Genomic DNA, 13,004 nt, shown 5'->3' with positions numbered 1-13,004 from the left:
CCCGGCTGTAATGCTCCGGCCACCATGAGCGCCGTGCACCACATCACCGAATGGGCCCACGGCGGCGCCACCGACATCGAGAACCTGACATTGGCCTGCGATGCCTGTCACGCGATGATCCACGACGGGCCTGGCGGCTGGAAAACCGTTGTCATGCCCCCGGACTCCGAACACGCCGGGCGCACGGGGTGGATCGCGCCAGCGCATATCGACCCGTCCCGGACCCCGCAGGTCAACGACCGCCACCACGCCGGGGAGTTGATGGCCGCCAAGCTGGCCCAGATCCGCGACCGCACCCGCCCACCGGTGCGATGGTGGTCACGTCCCTAATCCCCGATCGAGCCTCACCGAAGGTGGGGCCCTTCGGGCTGCGTCCACACCGGCTGCTCGTGCCCAACCGGCGTACGCAGGGACGAGACAGCGTAGTTGCGCCGCGTGCCCTACCGGACTTGGGCTCACGCCAACCTGGGAGCCGCTACCCGCCGATCCCGGCCCACGGACTGCACGGACAACCTTCTACAGACACACCGACATAAAGCTTCAAAAAGGTGCGGGCTGGAACGGGAGATCGGCCTCGCAAGCTCGGTCCCCTCTCTCCTCCAGGCATCTTTGTCCTTTGATCTTTTCTCTCTTTGGTTTTGGTTCTTCGGCTTTTGTCTTCTGGTCCTTTGCCATTCAGCACTTCCCGAACCAGTCGAGGCTCTGCCCGTGCGGGCGCGTATACGCCATCGGAACGCCGTTCGATGCAAGTACCAGGTGCACGTCTGCCGGTCCAGCCGGGAGTACATCGGTGCCGAAATCAACTACTCCCGGCGGCTCATTGGTAATCCACTCACATGGAAGCTGTCGCATCATCGCCGGGAAAGCCGCACGGTCGGCGCGGGCCAGATAGAGCAGAACAGCACTACCGAAAACGATGACGGGTATATCGGAAGGAGCCTCGTGGACCAGGTCCGCCAGGGCATTGCTGAGATCGCCCCGCACCAGATGCGGCGGGTTCTCCCGGGCGGTGGCGGCGGCATTGCGCAAGCGGTCCAGGCGGTTTCGCTGTTCGGGCCAGACGAGAGATTCCAGCCAGCGCATGTCCTCGGGATCCCGGACATCGAGCGGGTTGAGGTCGATACCCGCGCGGTGCACGACGTTCGGTAGTTCGGTGGGCAGTGGCGGGTTGCCGGTGGTGGCGCATGGCAGGACGACGGTCGAGCGCCCGTCCCGGGGGTCGAGGGTGGGGCCGTCGTCGTAGGTGTAGCTGTACCGGTCGGGGTACAGGCACAGTCCGGCAGAGGCTCCGAATTCTATGAGCGCCAACGGATCCGAGCCGTGACGGGCGAGCAGCGGGAGCAGGGTCGCGGTCCGGCCCACCTCGTTGGTCTGGGTGCGACGGGTCATGGCGACATCCCGGACCCCGGGCCAGTTGGTGATCAGGAAGTCCTTGAACTCCTCGAATGGCCCCACCGTCACGCCCAGGTAGCGGGCCGCACCGAGGATCAGATTGGGCTGGCGCTTGTGCACGGGCAGGGTGTCGATGAGGACGAGAAGCTCTGCGTCCCCGGCGATTCCGAGGCACCAGTGCTCGTAGCAGGGCGAGTAGCCCTGTACCTCCTTCTCGGCGAATGCCCGGTATCGATCGGCGGTTTCCATCCTGCCTCCCCCACATCGGCTTTCACGAAAAAGGGCGTCCGCGGCAGTTGCCGGGACGCCCTTATCGATAGCACCTGTCAGAGCATGCAGCTCACGCAGCCCTCGACTTCGGTTCCTTCCAGGGCCATCTGGCGGATGCGGATGTAGTAGAGGGTCTTGATGCCCTTGCGCCAGGCGTAGATCTGGGCCCGGTTGACGTCGCGGGTGGTGGCGCTGTCCTTGAAGAACAGGGTCAGGGACAGGCCCTGGTCGACGTGCTGCGTCGCCGCGGCGTAGGTGTCGATGATCTTCTCGTAGCCGATGTCGTAGGCGTCCTCGAAGTATTCGAGGTTGTCGTTGGTCAGGTAGGGGGCCGGGTAGTAGACGCGGCCGATCTTGCCTTCCTTGCGGATCTCGATCTTGGACGCCACCGGGTGGATGGAGCTGGTGGAGTGGTTGATGTAGGAGATCGAGCCGGTCGGCGGCACCGCCTGCAGGTTCTGGTTGTAGATGCCGTGCTCCATGACCGACGCCTTCAGCGCTCGCCAGTCGTCCTGGGTGGGGATGTGGACGCCGGCGTCGGCGAAGATCTGGGCGACGCGGTCGGTCTTGGGCTCCCACGCCTGGTCGGTGTACTTGTCGAAGAACTCGCCGGTGGCGTACTTCGAGTCGGCGAAACCGCCGAACGCCGAACCCCGCTCCATCGCAATCAGATTCGAGGCACGGATCGCGTGGTAGGCGATCGTGTAGAAGTAGATGTTGGTGAAGTCCACGCCCTCTTCGGAGCCGTAGTGGACCCGCTCGCGCGCCAGGTAGCCGTGCAGGTTCATCTGGCCCAGGCCGATGGCGTGGGACTCGTTGTTGCCCTGCTCGATCGAGGGCACCGAATAGATGTGGGTCTGGTCCGACACCGCGGTCAGCGCGCGAATCGCGACCTCGACCGACTTGCCGAGGTCCGGCGAGTCCATGGTCTTGGCGATGTTCAGCGAACCCAGGTTGCACGAGATGTCCTTGCCCACCTTGGCGTAGGACAGGTCGTCGTTGAACTCCGACGCGGTGGAGACCTGCAGGATCTCCGAGCACAAGTTGGAGTGGGTGATCTTGCCCGCGATCGGGTTGGCCCGGTTCACGGTGTCCTCGTACATGATGTACGGGTAGCCCGACTCGAACTGCAGCTCGGCGATGGTCTGGAAGAACTCGCGAGCCTTGATCTTCGACTTGCGGATCCGCTTGTCGTCGACCATCTCGTAGTACTTCTCGGTCACATTGATGTCGGCGAACGGCACGCCGTAGATGCGCTCCACGTCGTACGGCGAGAACAGGTACATGTCCTCGTTCTTCTTCGCCAGCTCGAAGGTGATGTCCGGAATCACCACACCCAGCGACAGCGTCTTGATGCGGATCTTCTCGTCCGCGTTCTCCCGCTTGGTGTCCAGGAACCGGTAGATGTCGGGGTGGTGCGCGTGCAGGTACACCGCACCCGCGCCCTGCCGCGCACCCAGCTGGTTGGCGTAGGAGAACGAGTCCTCCAGCAGCTTCATGATCGGGATGACACCGGAGGACTGGTTCTCGATCTTCTTGATCGGCGCGCCGGCCTCACGAATATTGCTGAGCAACAGGGCAACACCGCCGCCGCGCTTGGACAGCTGCAGGGCGGAGTTGATGGAGCGGCCGATCGACTCCATATTGTCTTCGATGCGGAGCAGGAAGCAGGACACCGGCTCGCCGCGCTGCTGCTTGCCCGAGTTGAGGAAGGTGGGGGTGGCCGGCTGGAAGCGGCCGTCCATGATCTCCTCGACCAGCTCGCGCGCCAGGGTCTCGTCACCGGCGGCCAGGGCCAGGGCCACCATGCACACGCGGTCCTCGAAACGCTCCAGGTAGCGCTTGCCGTCGAAGGTCTTCAGCGTGTACGAGGTGTAGTACTTGAACGCGCCCAGGAAGGTCGGGAACCGGAACTTCTTGGCGTACGCCTGCTTGAACAGCTGCTTGACGAACTCACGCGAGTATTGGTCGAGAACCTCGGTCTCGTAGTAGTTCTCGCGCACCAGGTAGTCGAGCTTCTCCTCCAGATTGTGGAAGAAGACCGTGTTCTGGTTGACGTGCTGCAGGAAGTACTGATGCGCGGCTTCCCGGTCCTTGTCGAACTGGATCTCGCCGTTGGGGCCATACAGGTTCAGCATCGCGTTGAGGGCGTGATAGTCGAGTCCCTCGGTCGCGGAGTCGCCGCTGACGGGGCGCTCTACGCGGGCAGTCTTTCCGACCGGTGCTGTTGTCGTTGCCAAAACAATCCCAATCCCTCTCGGACGCGCTCTACGTCCTCAGCAGTTCCCATGAGTTCGAAGCGATACAGGTACGGGACCCCTGCCTTACGTGAGATCACTTCTCCCGCATAGCAGTACGTATCGCCGAAGTTCGTGTTGCCGCTCGCGATCACGCCGCGCAGCAGGGCGCGGTTGTGCGGGTCGTTGAGGAACTTGGCCACCTGGCGGGGCACGAATTCCTTGTCGGATCGCTGCCCACCCAAAACGTGCCGACCTCCCCCGTAGGTGGGGACGATCAGCACGAAGGGTTGGTCGACGCGAAGCGAGTCAGCGGTGTGAAGCGGTATGCGAACGGCGGGCAGCCCCAGTCGTTCGACGAAGCGGTGCGTGTTCTCCGAAGCGCTCGAGAAGTAGACCAGATTCGGTGTCGCGCTGGACATCTCGGCCATCTCCCCTCCTTTCGATTCGGACGAACCTGCAGGAGGCCACCGGCCCTGACCGGCGGCGCGGCGTCAGGCGACGGCGACGATGTCGGCCAGAGCCTTGATGCGGTCCGGGCGGAAGCCGGACCAGTGATCGTCACCGGCGACGACGACGGGGGCCTGCAGGTAGCCCAGGGCCATGACGTAGTCGCGGGCTTCGGGGTTCTCGGAGATGTCGATGACGCTGTAGTCGACACCAGCCTTGTCGAGGGCGCGGTACGTGGCGTTGCACTGGACACAAGCGGGCTTGGTGTAAACGGTGATGGTCATTGGTATCCCCTTCTCCTTAGCCTTTGATCTGTCTGCAGTGCACGGCTCAAACAAGATCCACGTAGTAAGTGCGCAAACCCCTGGAAGTGGAACCGAAGCCCCTGGTCGCTCGGTGAATTTCGAGGTGTTCACCTAGTGGCCTTCCAGCTCCCAAGACACTACACCTAGTGGCCGACAGATTCACACAACACGACATGTTGCGACTCACAAAGGTGAAATTCCGGTGTCGTAAGTACCTGGACACTCGATTCGCAACTCGACACGACTGCGACGCACATCACAATTTCGGCATTCAGTTCATTTCCAGCAAACACACCATCACCGCTGATCAACACCCATCCCACGAGTCACAGCAGACTCGAGCGACCACCCGGTTTGCCACCCGGCCGAGCCCTGCCCCAAATTCCAGGGTCCCCCGCTCCGCTCGGCGTGTCGCGGCGTTTGCGCCCGCTCTACCGGATGGTGAAGGACGCGCCGTCGATCGGACCGGGCGTCAGCAACCGATTGGTGGCCGCGATCCCATAGGCGTCGGCGTCATAGGCCGCCAGTGGCAGACCGTCGATGGTGATGTCGGTGAAGGTGATCGGATCGAAACCGGGCAGCGCGCCGCTGAGATGGCCCTCGACGATGATCTCCGCGGTATGGGCGGGCACCGGAGAGGCGGAGACCGTGGTGCGGGACCATTTCGCGGTGCGGTTCTCCAGCGTCATGACGTAGCGCCCGCGGTCCCAGCTGACCACCGAATGCATGGTGTCGCCAGGCCGGACCACCACGTCGTCGTAACTCACCGGCGCGTCGGGATAGCGCTCCCACCAGCCGTCGACCTGCGTATCGGGGGTGCAGGCACCACCGAAGAGACCGAGCGAGCACAGGCCGTCCGCGGCCGCGCCCAGCAGGTCGGACAGCTTGCCTCCGGCGTTCATGACCGTCCCGGCCAGGTCCGGATCGGCGTACGCCAGGCCCGCGGCGGCGGATTCGACCTGCAGACCCGGCAGGGCCGCGTACACGGCCACGTCACTGGCGCACAGGGATTCGACGCCGGTCTGCACGAGCGGGAGTGCGACCTGATTGTCGAGCCCGGCGGCGCCGTTCAATCCCACCCAGGGCACCACGCGCTGCAGGATGCCCGGATCGAGACAGTCCACCCGCGGCTGCACCCAGGTGGCGCTGACCTCCCGGAACTCCCCCCGCACCACATACCCGGCCCAGTTGCCCAGGTAGAGACGGACATACGACTCGGCCGCCGCGTCGGCCGCATTGACCACCACCGAGGCGGCGGAGACGGCCAGGGTAACCGCCATGAAACAACGGCCTAACACAGTGTTGCCCGTTGATAGCTTCATGGTGTGACGGTAGCCCGATTTGTCCGAGAAAAGCTACAGGCCACGACTCAAAAGCCGTGGCCTTGTGCTGAATTCAGCGAGTGATCACTGCGTATTCTGGATGTTCGCCCGAGCTGTCAGACGTTCGCTCGCGCGTTGGCGGTCTCCGCCAGCAGGTGCACGGTGGCGGCCAGCTGGGTCAGGGCCTCCGCATCGTCGGCCGGGTGGGTCTCACCGAAGCGCTGGCCGATGACGCCGAAGTTCAGCGACGCCTCCTCGACCACCTTCGCACCGGCCACGCCGAGCGCCTTGACGGCGTCGTCGTGCGACCACTTGGCGGCGTTCGGGCTGATCGACGCGGAGATGACCGCGGCCGGGAAATCCTTGAGCGCGCCCGCGCCGTACGGACGGGAGGCCCAGTCGATGGCGTTCTTCAGTACGGCCGGCAGGGTGCCGTTGTATTCGGGGGTCACCAGCAGCAGCGCGTCGGCGGCGCCGACGGCGTCACGCAGCGCCTGCGCGGTGGCCGGGACCTTGCCCTCGGCGTCGACGTCCTCGTTGTAGAAAGGAATCTCACCGAGTCCCTCGTAGATCGCGAGCTCGACGCCCTCCGGGGCGGCCTTCGCGGCGGCCTCGGCGAGGCGGCGGTTGATCGACGCGGCGCGGAGGCTGCCGACCAGAACGAGAATGCGGGTCTGCGACATGATGATCACTCCAAGGGTTACTGACTCAGCAGCGGAACTTTCGATAGACTGTAACCGGACTGCAGTCCGCTTACATTCCCGGGTAGGAGCAGAGAGCCTGTGACACGCGACACCTCACCGGATGAGGTCGTTCCGGCCCTGCCGAGCATCGCGCTGCCGATCGAACCCGTCGGCACGCAGCGGCCGCCCGCGCACTCGGTGCCGCTGCTCATGCCCGGCAGCAGCCATGAGCGCAGCGACGCCGCCCGCAACCGGCAGCTGCTGCTCGACGCCGCCGAACAGCTGGTCCGCCAGTGCGGCGCGGACGGCGTCACCATGGACGCGGTCGCCAAGCTGGCCGGCGTCGGCAAGGGCACGGTGTTCCGGCGCTTCGGCAATCGGGCCGGGCTCATGCTGGCACTGCTCGACCAATCCGATCAGAAACTCCAGTGGGCCTACATGTTCGGGCCGCCGCCGCTGGGCCCGGGCGCGCCGCCCGTGGAGCGGCTGATCGCCTTCGGGCGGGCGCGCCTGGCCCTGGTCGAGGTGGAGGGCGACGTGCGCAAGAACGCCGACATCGGCGGGCAGTACTCCGGCCCGCCCTACAACATCGCGAAAACCCATGTCGCCCTGCTGCTCCGGCAGGCTGGCGCGCCCGGCGACATCTCGCTGACCGCCGACACGCTGCTGGCCAGCCTGGACGCCGGGCTGGTGCTGCACCAGATCCGCGAACTGCGCTACACCCTGGACCAGGTGGGCGATCACTGGGAACACCTGGTCCGGCAGGTGACCGCTCCCGTCGGTCAATAGAGCCGCCGGCCGTTCAGTAGAGTGTGGCCATGGGGAACCTGCGCGCACAGATCATCGCCGAATTGGGCGTCCTGCCGGACATCGAACCGAAAACCGAAGTGCGGCGGCGCATCGACTTCCTCAAGGATTATCTGCGCTCCACGCCCGCGACCGGTTTCGTGCTCGGCATCAGCGGCGGCCAGGACTCCACCCTCACGGGTCGCCTGTGCCAGCTCGCCGCCGAGGAGCTGCGCGCCGAGGGCCACGTCGCCACCTTCGTGGCCGCGCGCCTGCCCTATGGCGTCCAGTTCGACGAGGAAGACGCCCAGATCGCCCTGCGGTTCATTCAGCCCGACCGGTCGGTCGTGGTGAACGTCAAGCCCAGCGCGGACGCCGCCGCCGGAGAAGCCGCTCTCGGCATCGTAGAACTGCACGAGGAGCCCCGCCTGCGAGACTTCGTGCGCGGCAACATCAAAGCTCGCGAGCGCATGCTGCTGCAGTACGCCATCGCCGGTCAGCTCAATATGCTGGTCGTCGGCACCGACCACGCCGCCGAGGCGGTCACCGGCTTCTTCACCAAGTACGGTGACGGCGGCGTCGACATCACCCCGCTGACCGGTCTCACCAAGCGTCAGGGCGCGTCGCTGCTACAGGAACTCGGCGCGCCGCCGAGCGTCTGGCAGAAGGTCCCGACCGCCGACCTCGAGGACGATCGCCCCTCGCTTCCCGACGAGGAAGCCTTGGGCCTCGAGTACTCCCAGATCGACGACTACCTCGAGGGCAAGCCCGTCGCCCCCGAGGTCTCCGAGCGGGTCGAGACCATCTTCCGGAACACCCGCCACAAGCGCACCGTCCCGGTGACCCCGCTCGACACCTGGTGGAAGTAGCCCGCTCCGGACCTCGTGCCCGCTGCGCTCACGCGCAGCGGGCACATCTGTGAATCGAGCAGCGGGCGCTGCTCATTTCTGATCCGCGTCCTCGATGAGGCGGCGGTGCAGCTCCGCCGTCATGGCGTGAATGGCCCGGGTCAGTTCGGTATTGGTCTTGAGCTCGAGTTCCTGCTCCTGGAAATCGTGATCGGCCTTGGCCTGCTGGAAATCGGCCTGGCGGTTCTGGCCGATCATGACGAAGGTGGACAGGAAGATCGCTTCCAGGGAGACCACCAGGGTCAGGGTGGGCCAGGGGCTCTTCTCGAGGAAGATCATCCACACCGCGAAGCCGATCGCGTGGATGTAGACGAAGGGCATCGAGCCCGCGAACTTCGTGATCCAGTCGGCCACGCGCAGCTGGAGACTGGCGGCACGATCCTGCCGCACTTTCGCGACGGCGGGGTGCTGGGGCCGGGGGGCGTGCGTCATTCGGATCGGTCTCCTGGCGAGGGCGTGCGGGGACCGGCGAATGTTAGCGCCCGGCAGTGAAATTCGCGGCGGCGCGGCGCTGCGCCGCGGGTCAGCCGCCCGCGAACGGGGGCAGCACGTCCACGCGCGGGGAGAGCGGGGTGGCCGCGTCGCGGGTGAGTTCGTCGCCGATGAGGTAGGCGCAGACCTTCAGCATGGGGTCCAGCTTCGGGCCGTAGACCGCCGAGAGGGTGGTGCGCAGGTCGGCGACGGTGGCCCCGGACGGCAGGTCCAGGGTTTCCTTCTCCTTGCCGACCGCATCGGCGATCGCGGCGAAATAGCGGACCTCAACCACCGATGGCTCCCATCGTTCGTTCGGGCGGAACGAAGCCGGCGGCGTCGATGCCATGCCCGGCCGATTTGTTCCACATGGCGCCGCGCCACAGTCCGGCGATATCGGCGTCGGTCGCGCCGGACCGCAGCGCGGCGCGAATGTCGTACTCCTGGTCGCTGAACAGGCAGGAGCGGATCCGGCCGTCGGCGGTCAGGCGGGTGCGGTCGCAGTCGGCGCAGAACTTGCGGGTCACCGAGGCGATGATGCCGACGGTGGCCGGGCCGCCGTCGACCAGCCAGCGTTCGGCGGGCGCGGAGGGATCCTCGCGGCCGGTCTCGGTCAGGTCGAAGCGGGTGCCGAGCACGTCGAGGAGTTCGGCGGCGGTGATCATATTGGCGCGCGCCCACTCGTGGTCGGCGTCCAGCGGCATCTCCTCGATGAACCGCAGCTCCGCGCCCTCGTCCAGGCACCACTGCAGCAGATCGGCCGCGCCGTCCAGGGTTTCGCGCATGAGCACCGCGTTCACCTTGAGCGGGGCGAGCCCGGCCGCGATGGCGGCGCGGATCCCGGCCAGCACCGAATCGAGGCGATCCCGGCGGGTGAGCCGGCGGAAGCCGTCGCGGTCCACGGTGTCGAGCGAGACATTGATGCGCCGCAGCCCGGCCGCGGCCAGTCCGCGCGCCCGATGCTCGAGCCCGACGCCATTGGTGGTCATGGCGAGCGGCGTATCCGGCAGTGCCGCATGGCAACCGGCGATGATGCTTTCCAGATCGCGCCGCATGAGCGGTTCGCCGCCGGTGAATCGCACCTCGTGCACACCCAGCTCGCGGACCGCGAGCGTCACCAGACGCACGATCTCCTCGGTGGAGAGCAGTTCGTCGGCGGGGATGGGTGGCAGGCCCTCCTCCGGCATGCAGTAGGTGCAGCGCAGCGAGCACTTCTCGGTGATGGATACCCGCAGGTCCCGCGCGACCCGGCCGAAACGGTCCAGCAGCAGGGGCGTGTCCGGGCGTCCGTCCATCGCGGGCCGCCCGGTTCGCACAGCGGGCATACCCATCGCGACCACGGTCATGGCACCATTATTGCCGGGACCGCAAGTGTTCGTAGATTCCTACGAGGCGAGCCCGGCGAACAGCCGGTCACGGCCTGGAGGATCCACCCGCGTATAGGCTCACCGGCATGAGTTCCCGGCACGCGCTAGCCCCGGCCCGACCCGTCGACGACCACCGCCGACGCATCGAGGATGTGCTCCGGCCGCTGGCCGGACGCTCCGCCGAGACGGTGCCGATGGACCGGGCGCTGGGGCGGCGGCTGGCCGTGGATGTGTACGCGCCCCTGGATCTGCCGGTGTTCCGGAACTCGGCCATGGACGGGTACGCGGTGCTCGCGGAGTCGGTGGCCATCGTCCCCGCGACCCTGCCGCTGGTCGGCGTAGTCGCGGCCGGGAACACCGAGCAGCTGACGCTGCCCGCTGGCAGCGCCGTCAAGGTGATGACCGGTGCACCCGTGCCGCCCGGGGCGGACTGCGTGGTGCCGGTGGAGCACACCGAGTCCGACGGCGTCACCGTGACGATCCGAACCAGCCGTGCCAGTGGCGATTTCGTGCGCGAGCCGGGCACCGATGTGCGCGCCGGGCAGTTGCTGGCGGCCGCGGGCACCCTGCTGCGGCCCCGGCACATCGCGGCGCTGGCGGCGGTCGGGCTGGGCGAACTGTCGGTGCGGCGTCCCGTGTACGCGGCAGTCCTCACCACCGGTGACGAACTGCGGCCCGCCGGGGCGACCCTGCTGCCCGGCCAGATCTTCAACTCGAACGGCATCGCACTGGCCGCGGCCCTCACCGACAACGGTGTCGAGGTGGTGTCGGTGGCGCATTCGACCGACGACCACGAGGAGTTCCGGGCCCGGCTGGCCGAGGCGGTGGCGCAGGCCGATGTGGTGTTCACCTCCGGCGGCGTCTCCATGGGCGACTTCGAGGTCGTCAAGGAGGTGCTGTCGGCGCGGGGCGGCGAATTCGGCGCGGTGGCAATGCAACCCGGCGGCCCGCAGGGGCTGAGCATGGTGGACGAGGTGCCGGTGCTGAGCTTCCCGGGCAATCCGGTGAGCACCATGGTGTCCTTCGAGGTCTTCGCCCGGCCCATCCTGCGCGAGCTGGCGGGCCTGCCCGCGCTGCCGATTTCCGAACTGCCACTGCTGGAACCGGTCCGGTCCCCCGCCGGGAAGCGGCAGTTCCTGCGCGGCAAGCTCGCCGAGGGCGGGGTGGCGCTGGTGTCGGGCCAGGGCTCACATCTGATCGCCGCCATGGCCCACGCCGATGTCCTCATCGATGTTCCGGCCACCGCGACCGAGCTGCCGGCGGGCACGATTGTCGAGGTCCGGCCGCTGTGAACGACACGTTCCCCCTGTGCCAAGGTGGTTGCCATGAGTGAGTTGTCGCATGTCGACCGTGAAGGTCGCGCCCGCATGGTCGATGTGAGCGCGAAGGCCGACACCGCGCGCATCGCGGTCGCCGCAGGCGAACTGCAGACCACCGCGGAGGTCATCCGGCTGGTCCGCGCCGACGACATGCCCAAGGCCGATGTGCTCAGCACCGCGCGCATCGCCGGCATCAACGGCGCGAAGAAGACCTCCGAGCTGATTCCGCTGTGCCATCAGCTGGCACTGTCGTCGGTGACCGTGAACTTCGGTTTCACCGACACCACCATCACCATCGAGGCGAGCGCCAAGACCAAGGGCCCGACCGGCGTCGAGATGGAGGCGCTGACCGCGGTAGCGGTCGCGGGCCTCACGCTGCACGACATGGTGAAGGCGGTGGATCCGGCCGCCACCCTGAACGGGGTGCGGCTGATCACCAAAGAGGGCGGGAAGCACGGACATTGGGTGCGGCCGGAGGCCGAGGCCCACCACGGCGAGCACCACCACCGGCACGAGAAGCACGAAAAGACTGCTGCCGCAACGACTCCGCTCGCAGGCGCGGGCCGGACGGCCACCGTCGTGGTCGCTTCGACCGGGGTCGCCGCCGGTAGCCGCGAGGACACCACCGGCCCCGTTCTGACCGAATGGCTGGGCGCGCAGGGCTTCTCGGTGCGTGGGCCGCTGGTGTTCGCGGACGCGGATATCGCCTTCGGCCTCGCGAATGCACTGTCCACCGAGCCGGATCTGGTCATCAGCACCGGCGGCACGGGGGCCTCCCCCACCGACGCCACCCCGGAGGCGACGCTGGCCCTGCTCGATCGGGAGCTGCCGGGCGTGGCCGACGCCATCCGCCAGGCGGGCACCGCCAAGTTCCCGCTCGCCGCGCTCAGCCGGGGCGTGGCGGGCCTGGCCGGACGCACCGTGATCGTCAATCTGCCCGGTTCGCCGGGCGGGGTGAAGGACGGCATGGCCGTACTGACACCGCTTCTCGAACATCTGCTGGCCCAGGTGGCCGGAGGAGGCAGCCATGAGTGAACTGCTGGCCCGGATCAGCGATCAACCGCTGGATCCGGCCGAGGTGGAGCGGGCGGTTAGCGGGCCGGAGCACGGCGGCATCGTGGTGTTCACCGGCAAGGTGCGCGATCACGATGGCGGGCAATCGGTTTCGGCGCTGGAGTACTCGGCGCACCCGCAGGCCGAGGAGTTCCTGCGCAAGGTGTGCACGGAAGTCTCCGAGTCCTCCGGACTGCCGGTGGCGGCCGTGCACCGCATCGGCCCCCTGACCATCGGCGATCTCGCGATCGTCGTCGCCGTCGCCGCGCCCCACCGCGCCGAAGCCTTCACCACCTGCGCCGAACTGGTCGACCGCATCAAGCACGAGGTCCCCATCTGGAAGCGCCAGATGTTCACCGACGGCCTCTCGGAATGGGTCAACGCCTGCGGGTGATCCGGCCGGCAAAGCGTCGATCGATCGTCAGGCTGGGCAGCGCCGGC

15 protein-coding genes are annotated in these 13,004 nt (G+C 67.1%); 6 read left to right on the top strand and 9 right to left on the bottom strand.

Features of this window, described 5'->3' with window-relative positions; genetic code table 11:
* Positions 1-330, top strand: a 330-nt coding sequence (locus ACFXIV_RS29795) for an HNH endonuclease signature motif containing protein (RefSeq protein ID WP_379398797.1), incomplete at its 5' end; no start/stop codon positions are given.
* A gap of 345 nt (positions 331-675) precedes the next feature.
* Here ACFXIV_RS29795 and ACFXIV_RS29790 read toward each other — a convergent pair.
* From ACFXIV_RS29790 to ACFXIV_RS29765, 6 genes are all read right to left on the bottom strand, one after another.
* Positions 676-1,641, bottom strand: coding sequence for a DUF2332 domain-containing protein (locus ACFXIV_RS29790; RefSeq protein ID WP_379398798.1), 966 nt, complete (start codon positions 1,639-1,641; stop codon positions 676-678).
* Between the two features lie 77 nt (positions 1,642-1,718).
* Entirely contained in the window at positions 1,719-3,800 is a 2,082-nt protein-coding gene (gene nrdE / locus ACFXIV_RS29785; RefSeq protein ID WP_379382821.1) for a class 1b ribonucleoside-diphosphate reductase subunit alpha, read from the bottom strand.
* Positions 3,801-3,859: 59 nt separating this feature from the next.
* Complete coding sequence (gene nrdI, locus ACFXIV_RS29780) at positions 3,860-4,330, bottom strand: class Ib ribonucleoside-diphosphate reductase assembly flavoprotein NrdI (protein WP_379398799.1); 471 nt, start codon at positions 4,328-4,330, stop codon at positions 3,860-3,862.
* Between the two features lie 63 nt (positions 4,331-4,393).
* Entirely contained in the window at positions 4,394-4,633 is a 240-nt protein-coding gene (locus ACFXIV_RS29775; protein ID WP_040860114.1) for a redoxin NrdH, read from the bottom strand.
* A 452-nt stretch (positions 4,634-5,085) separates the two neighbouring features.
* A complete protein-coding gene (locus tag ACFXIV_RS29770; RefSeq protein WP_379398800.1) occupies positions 5,086-5,934 on the bottom strand; it encodes a G1 family glutamic endopeptidase in 849 nt (282 codons plus the stop codon).
* Between the two features lie 158 nt (positions 5,935-6,092).
* Positions 6,093-6,659 (bottom strand): NAD(P)H-dependent oxidoreductase, encoded by a 567-nt coding sequence (locus ACFXIV_RS29765; RefSeq protein WP_379398801.1) that lies wholly within the window; start codon positions 6,657-6,659, stop codon positions 6,093-6,095.
* A gap of 210 nt (positions 6,660-6,869) precedes the next feature.
* On the opposite strand from ACFXIV_RS29765, the gene ACFXIV_RS29760 reads away from it, so the two are divergent.
* Positions 6,870-7,448: a helix-turn-helix domain-containing protein gene (locus ACFXIV_RS29760; RefSeq protein WP_354835348.1), complete on the top strand. Its 579-nt coding sequence runs from the start codon at positions 6,870-6,872 to the stop codon at positions 7,446-7,448.
* A 29-nt stretch (positions 7,449-7,477) separates the two neighbouring features.
* Positions 7,478-8,314 (top strand): ammonia-dependent NAD(+) synthetase, encoded by an 837-nt coding sequence (gene nadE / locus ACFXIV_RS29755; protein WP_379398802.1) that lies wholly within the window; start codon positions 7,478-7,480, stop codon positions 8,312-8,314.
* A 72-nt stretch (positions 8,315-8,386) separates the two neighbouring features.
* Here the strand turns inward: nadE and ACFXIV_RS29750 are convergent, their stop codons facing one another.
* From ACFXIV_RS29750 to moaA, 3 genes are all read right to left on the bottom strand, one after another.
* Complete coding sequence (locus ACFXIV_RS29750) at positions 8,387-8,785, bottom strand: DUF1003 domain-containing protein (protein ID WP_379398803.1); 399 nt, start codon at positions 8,783-8,785, stop codon at positions 8,387-8,389.
* A 91-nt stretch (positions 8,786-8,876) separates the two neighbouring features.
* Positions 8,877-9,119: a MoaD/ThiS family protein gene (locus ACFXIV_RS29745; RefSeq protein WP_354835084.1), complete on the bottom strand. Its 243-nt coding sequence runs from the start codon at positions 9,117-9,119 to the stop codon at positions 8,877-8,879.
* Complete coding sequence (gene moaA / locus ACFXIV_RS29740) at positions 9,112-10,170, bottom strand: GTP 3',8-cyclase MoaA (protein ID WP_379398804.1); 1,059 nt, start codon at positions 10,168-10,170, stop codon at positions 9,112-9,114. Before moaA ends, ACFXIV_RS29745 begins: the two co-directional genes overlap by 8 nt.
* Before the next feature lie 107 nt (positions 10,171-10,277).
* Here moaA and glp point away from each other — a divergent pair, with 107 nt between their 5' ends.
* From glp to ACFXIV_RS29725, 3 genes are read left to right on the top strand one after another with little or no spacing between them, the layout of a single operon-like run.
* Positions 10,278-11,483, top strand: a complete 1,206-nt coding sequence (gene glp / locus ACFXIV_RS29735; RefSeq protein WP_379398805.1) for a gephyrin-like molybdotransferase Glp — start codon at positions 10,278-10,280, stop codon at positions 11,481-11,483.
* A gap of 33 nt (positions 11,484-11,516) precedes the next feature.
* Positions 11,517-12,545: a bifunctional molybdenum cofactor biosynthesis protein MoaC/MoaB gene (moaCB, locus tag ACFXIV_RS29730; protein WP_379398806.1), complete on the top strand. Its 1,029-nt coding sequence runs from the start codon at positions 11,517-11,519 to the stop codon at positions 12,543-12,545.
* On the top strand, positions 12,538-12,957 hold the full coding sequence (locus ACFXIV_RS29725) for a molybdenum cofactor biosynthesis protein MoaE (RefSeq protein ID WP_379398807.1): 420 nt from the start codon (positions 12,538-12,540) through the stop codon (positions 12,955-12,957). Before moaCB ends, ACFXIV_RS29725 begins: the two co-directional genes overlap by 8 nt.
* The last annotated feature ends 47 nt before the right edge of the window (positions 12,958-13,004 follow it).

This window comes from Nocardia sp. NPDC059236, from assembly GCF_042754085.1.
Classification (GTDB): Bacteria; Actinomycetota; Actinomycetes; order Mycobacteriales; family Mycobacteriaceae; genus Nocardia.
This window is presented reverse-complemented; position numbering and strand designations above follow the sequence as displayed.

Bases quoted from the DNA above. Each gene is read 5' to 3' on its own strand.
- ACFXIV_RS29790 (WP_379398798.1), bottom strand. From the start codon at position 1,641: ATGGAAACCGCCGATCGATACCGGGCATTCGCCGAGAAGGAGGTACAG.
- ACFXIV_RS29775 (WP_040860114.1), bottom strand. From the start codon at position 4,633: ATGACCATCACCGTTTACACCAAGCCCGCTTGTGTCCAGTGCAACGCC.
- nrdE (WP_379382821.1), bottom strand. From the start codon at position 3,800: ATGCTGAACCTGTATGGCCCCAACGGCGAGATCCAGTTCGACAAGGAC.
- nadE (WP_379398802.1), top strand. From the start codon at position 7,478: ATGGGGAACCTGCGCGCACAGATCATCGCCGAATTGGGCGTCCTGCCG.
- nrdI (WP_379398799.1), bottom strand. From the start codon at position 4,330: ATGGCCGAGATGTCCAGCGCGACACCGAATCTGGTCTACTTCTCGAGC.
- ACFXIV_RS29765 (WP_379398801.1), bottom strand. From the start codon at position 6,659: ATGTCGCAGACCCGCATTCTCGTTCTGGTCGGCAGCCTCCGCGCCGCG.
- ACFXIV_RS29770 (WP_379398800.1), bottom strand. From the start codon at position 5,934: ATGGCGGTTACCCTGGCCGTCTCCGCCGCCTCGGTGGTGGTCAATGCG.
- ACFXIV_RS29750 (WP_379398803.1), bottom strand. From the start codon at position 8,785: ATGACGCACGCCCCCCGGCCCCAGCACCCCGCCGTCGCGAAAGTGCGG.
- ACFXIV_RS29725 (WP_379398807.1), top strand. From the start codon at position 12,538: ATGAGTGAACTGCTGGCCCGGATCAGCGATCAACCGCTGGATCCGGCC.
- ACFXIV_RS29760 (WP_354835348.1), top strand. From the start codon at position 6,870: ATGCCCGGCAGCAGCCATGAGCGCAGCGACGCCGCCCGCAACCGGCAG.
- moaCB (WP_379398806.1), top strand. From the start codon at position 11,517: ATGAGTGAGTTGTCGCATGTCGACCGTGAAGGTCGCGCCCGCATGGTC.
- moaA (WP_379398804.1), bottom strand. From the start codon at position 10,170: ATGACCGTGGTCGCGATGGGTATGCCCGCTGTGCGAACCGGGCGGCCC.
- glp (WP_379398805.1), top strand. From the start codon at position 10,278: ATGAGTTCCCGGCACGCGCTAGCCCCGGCCCGACCCGTCGACGACCAC.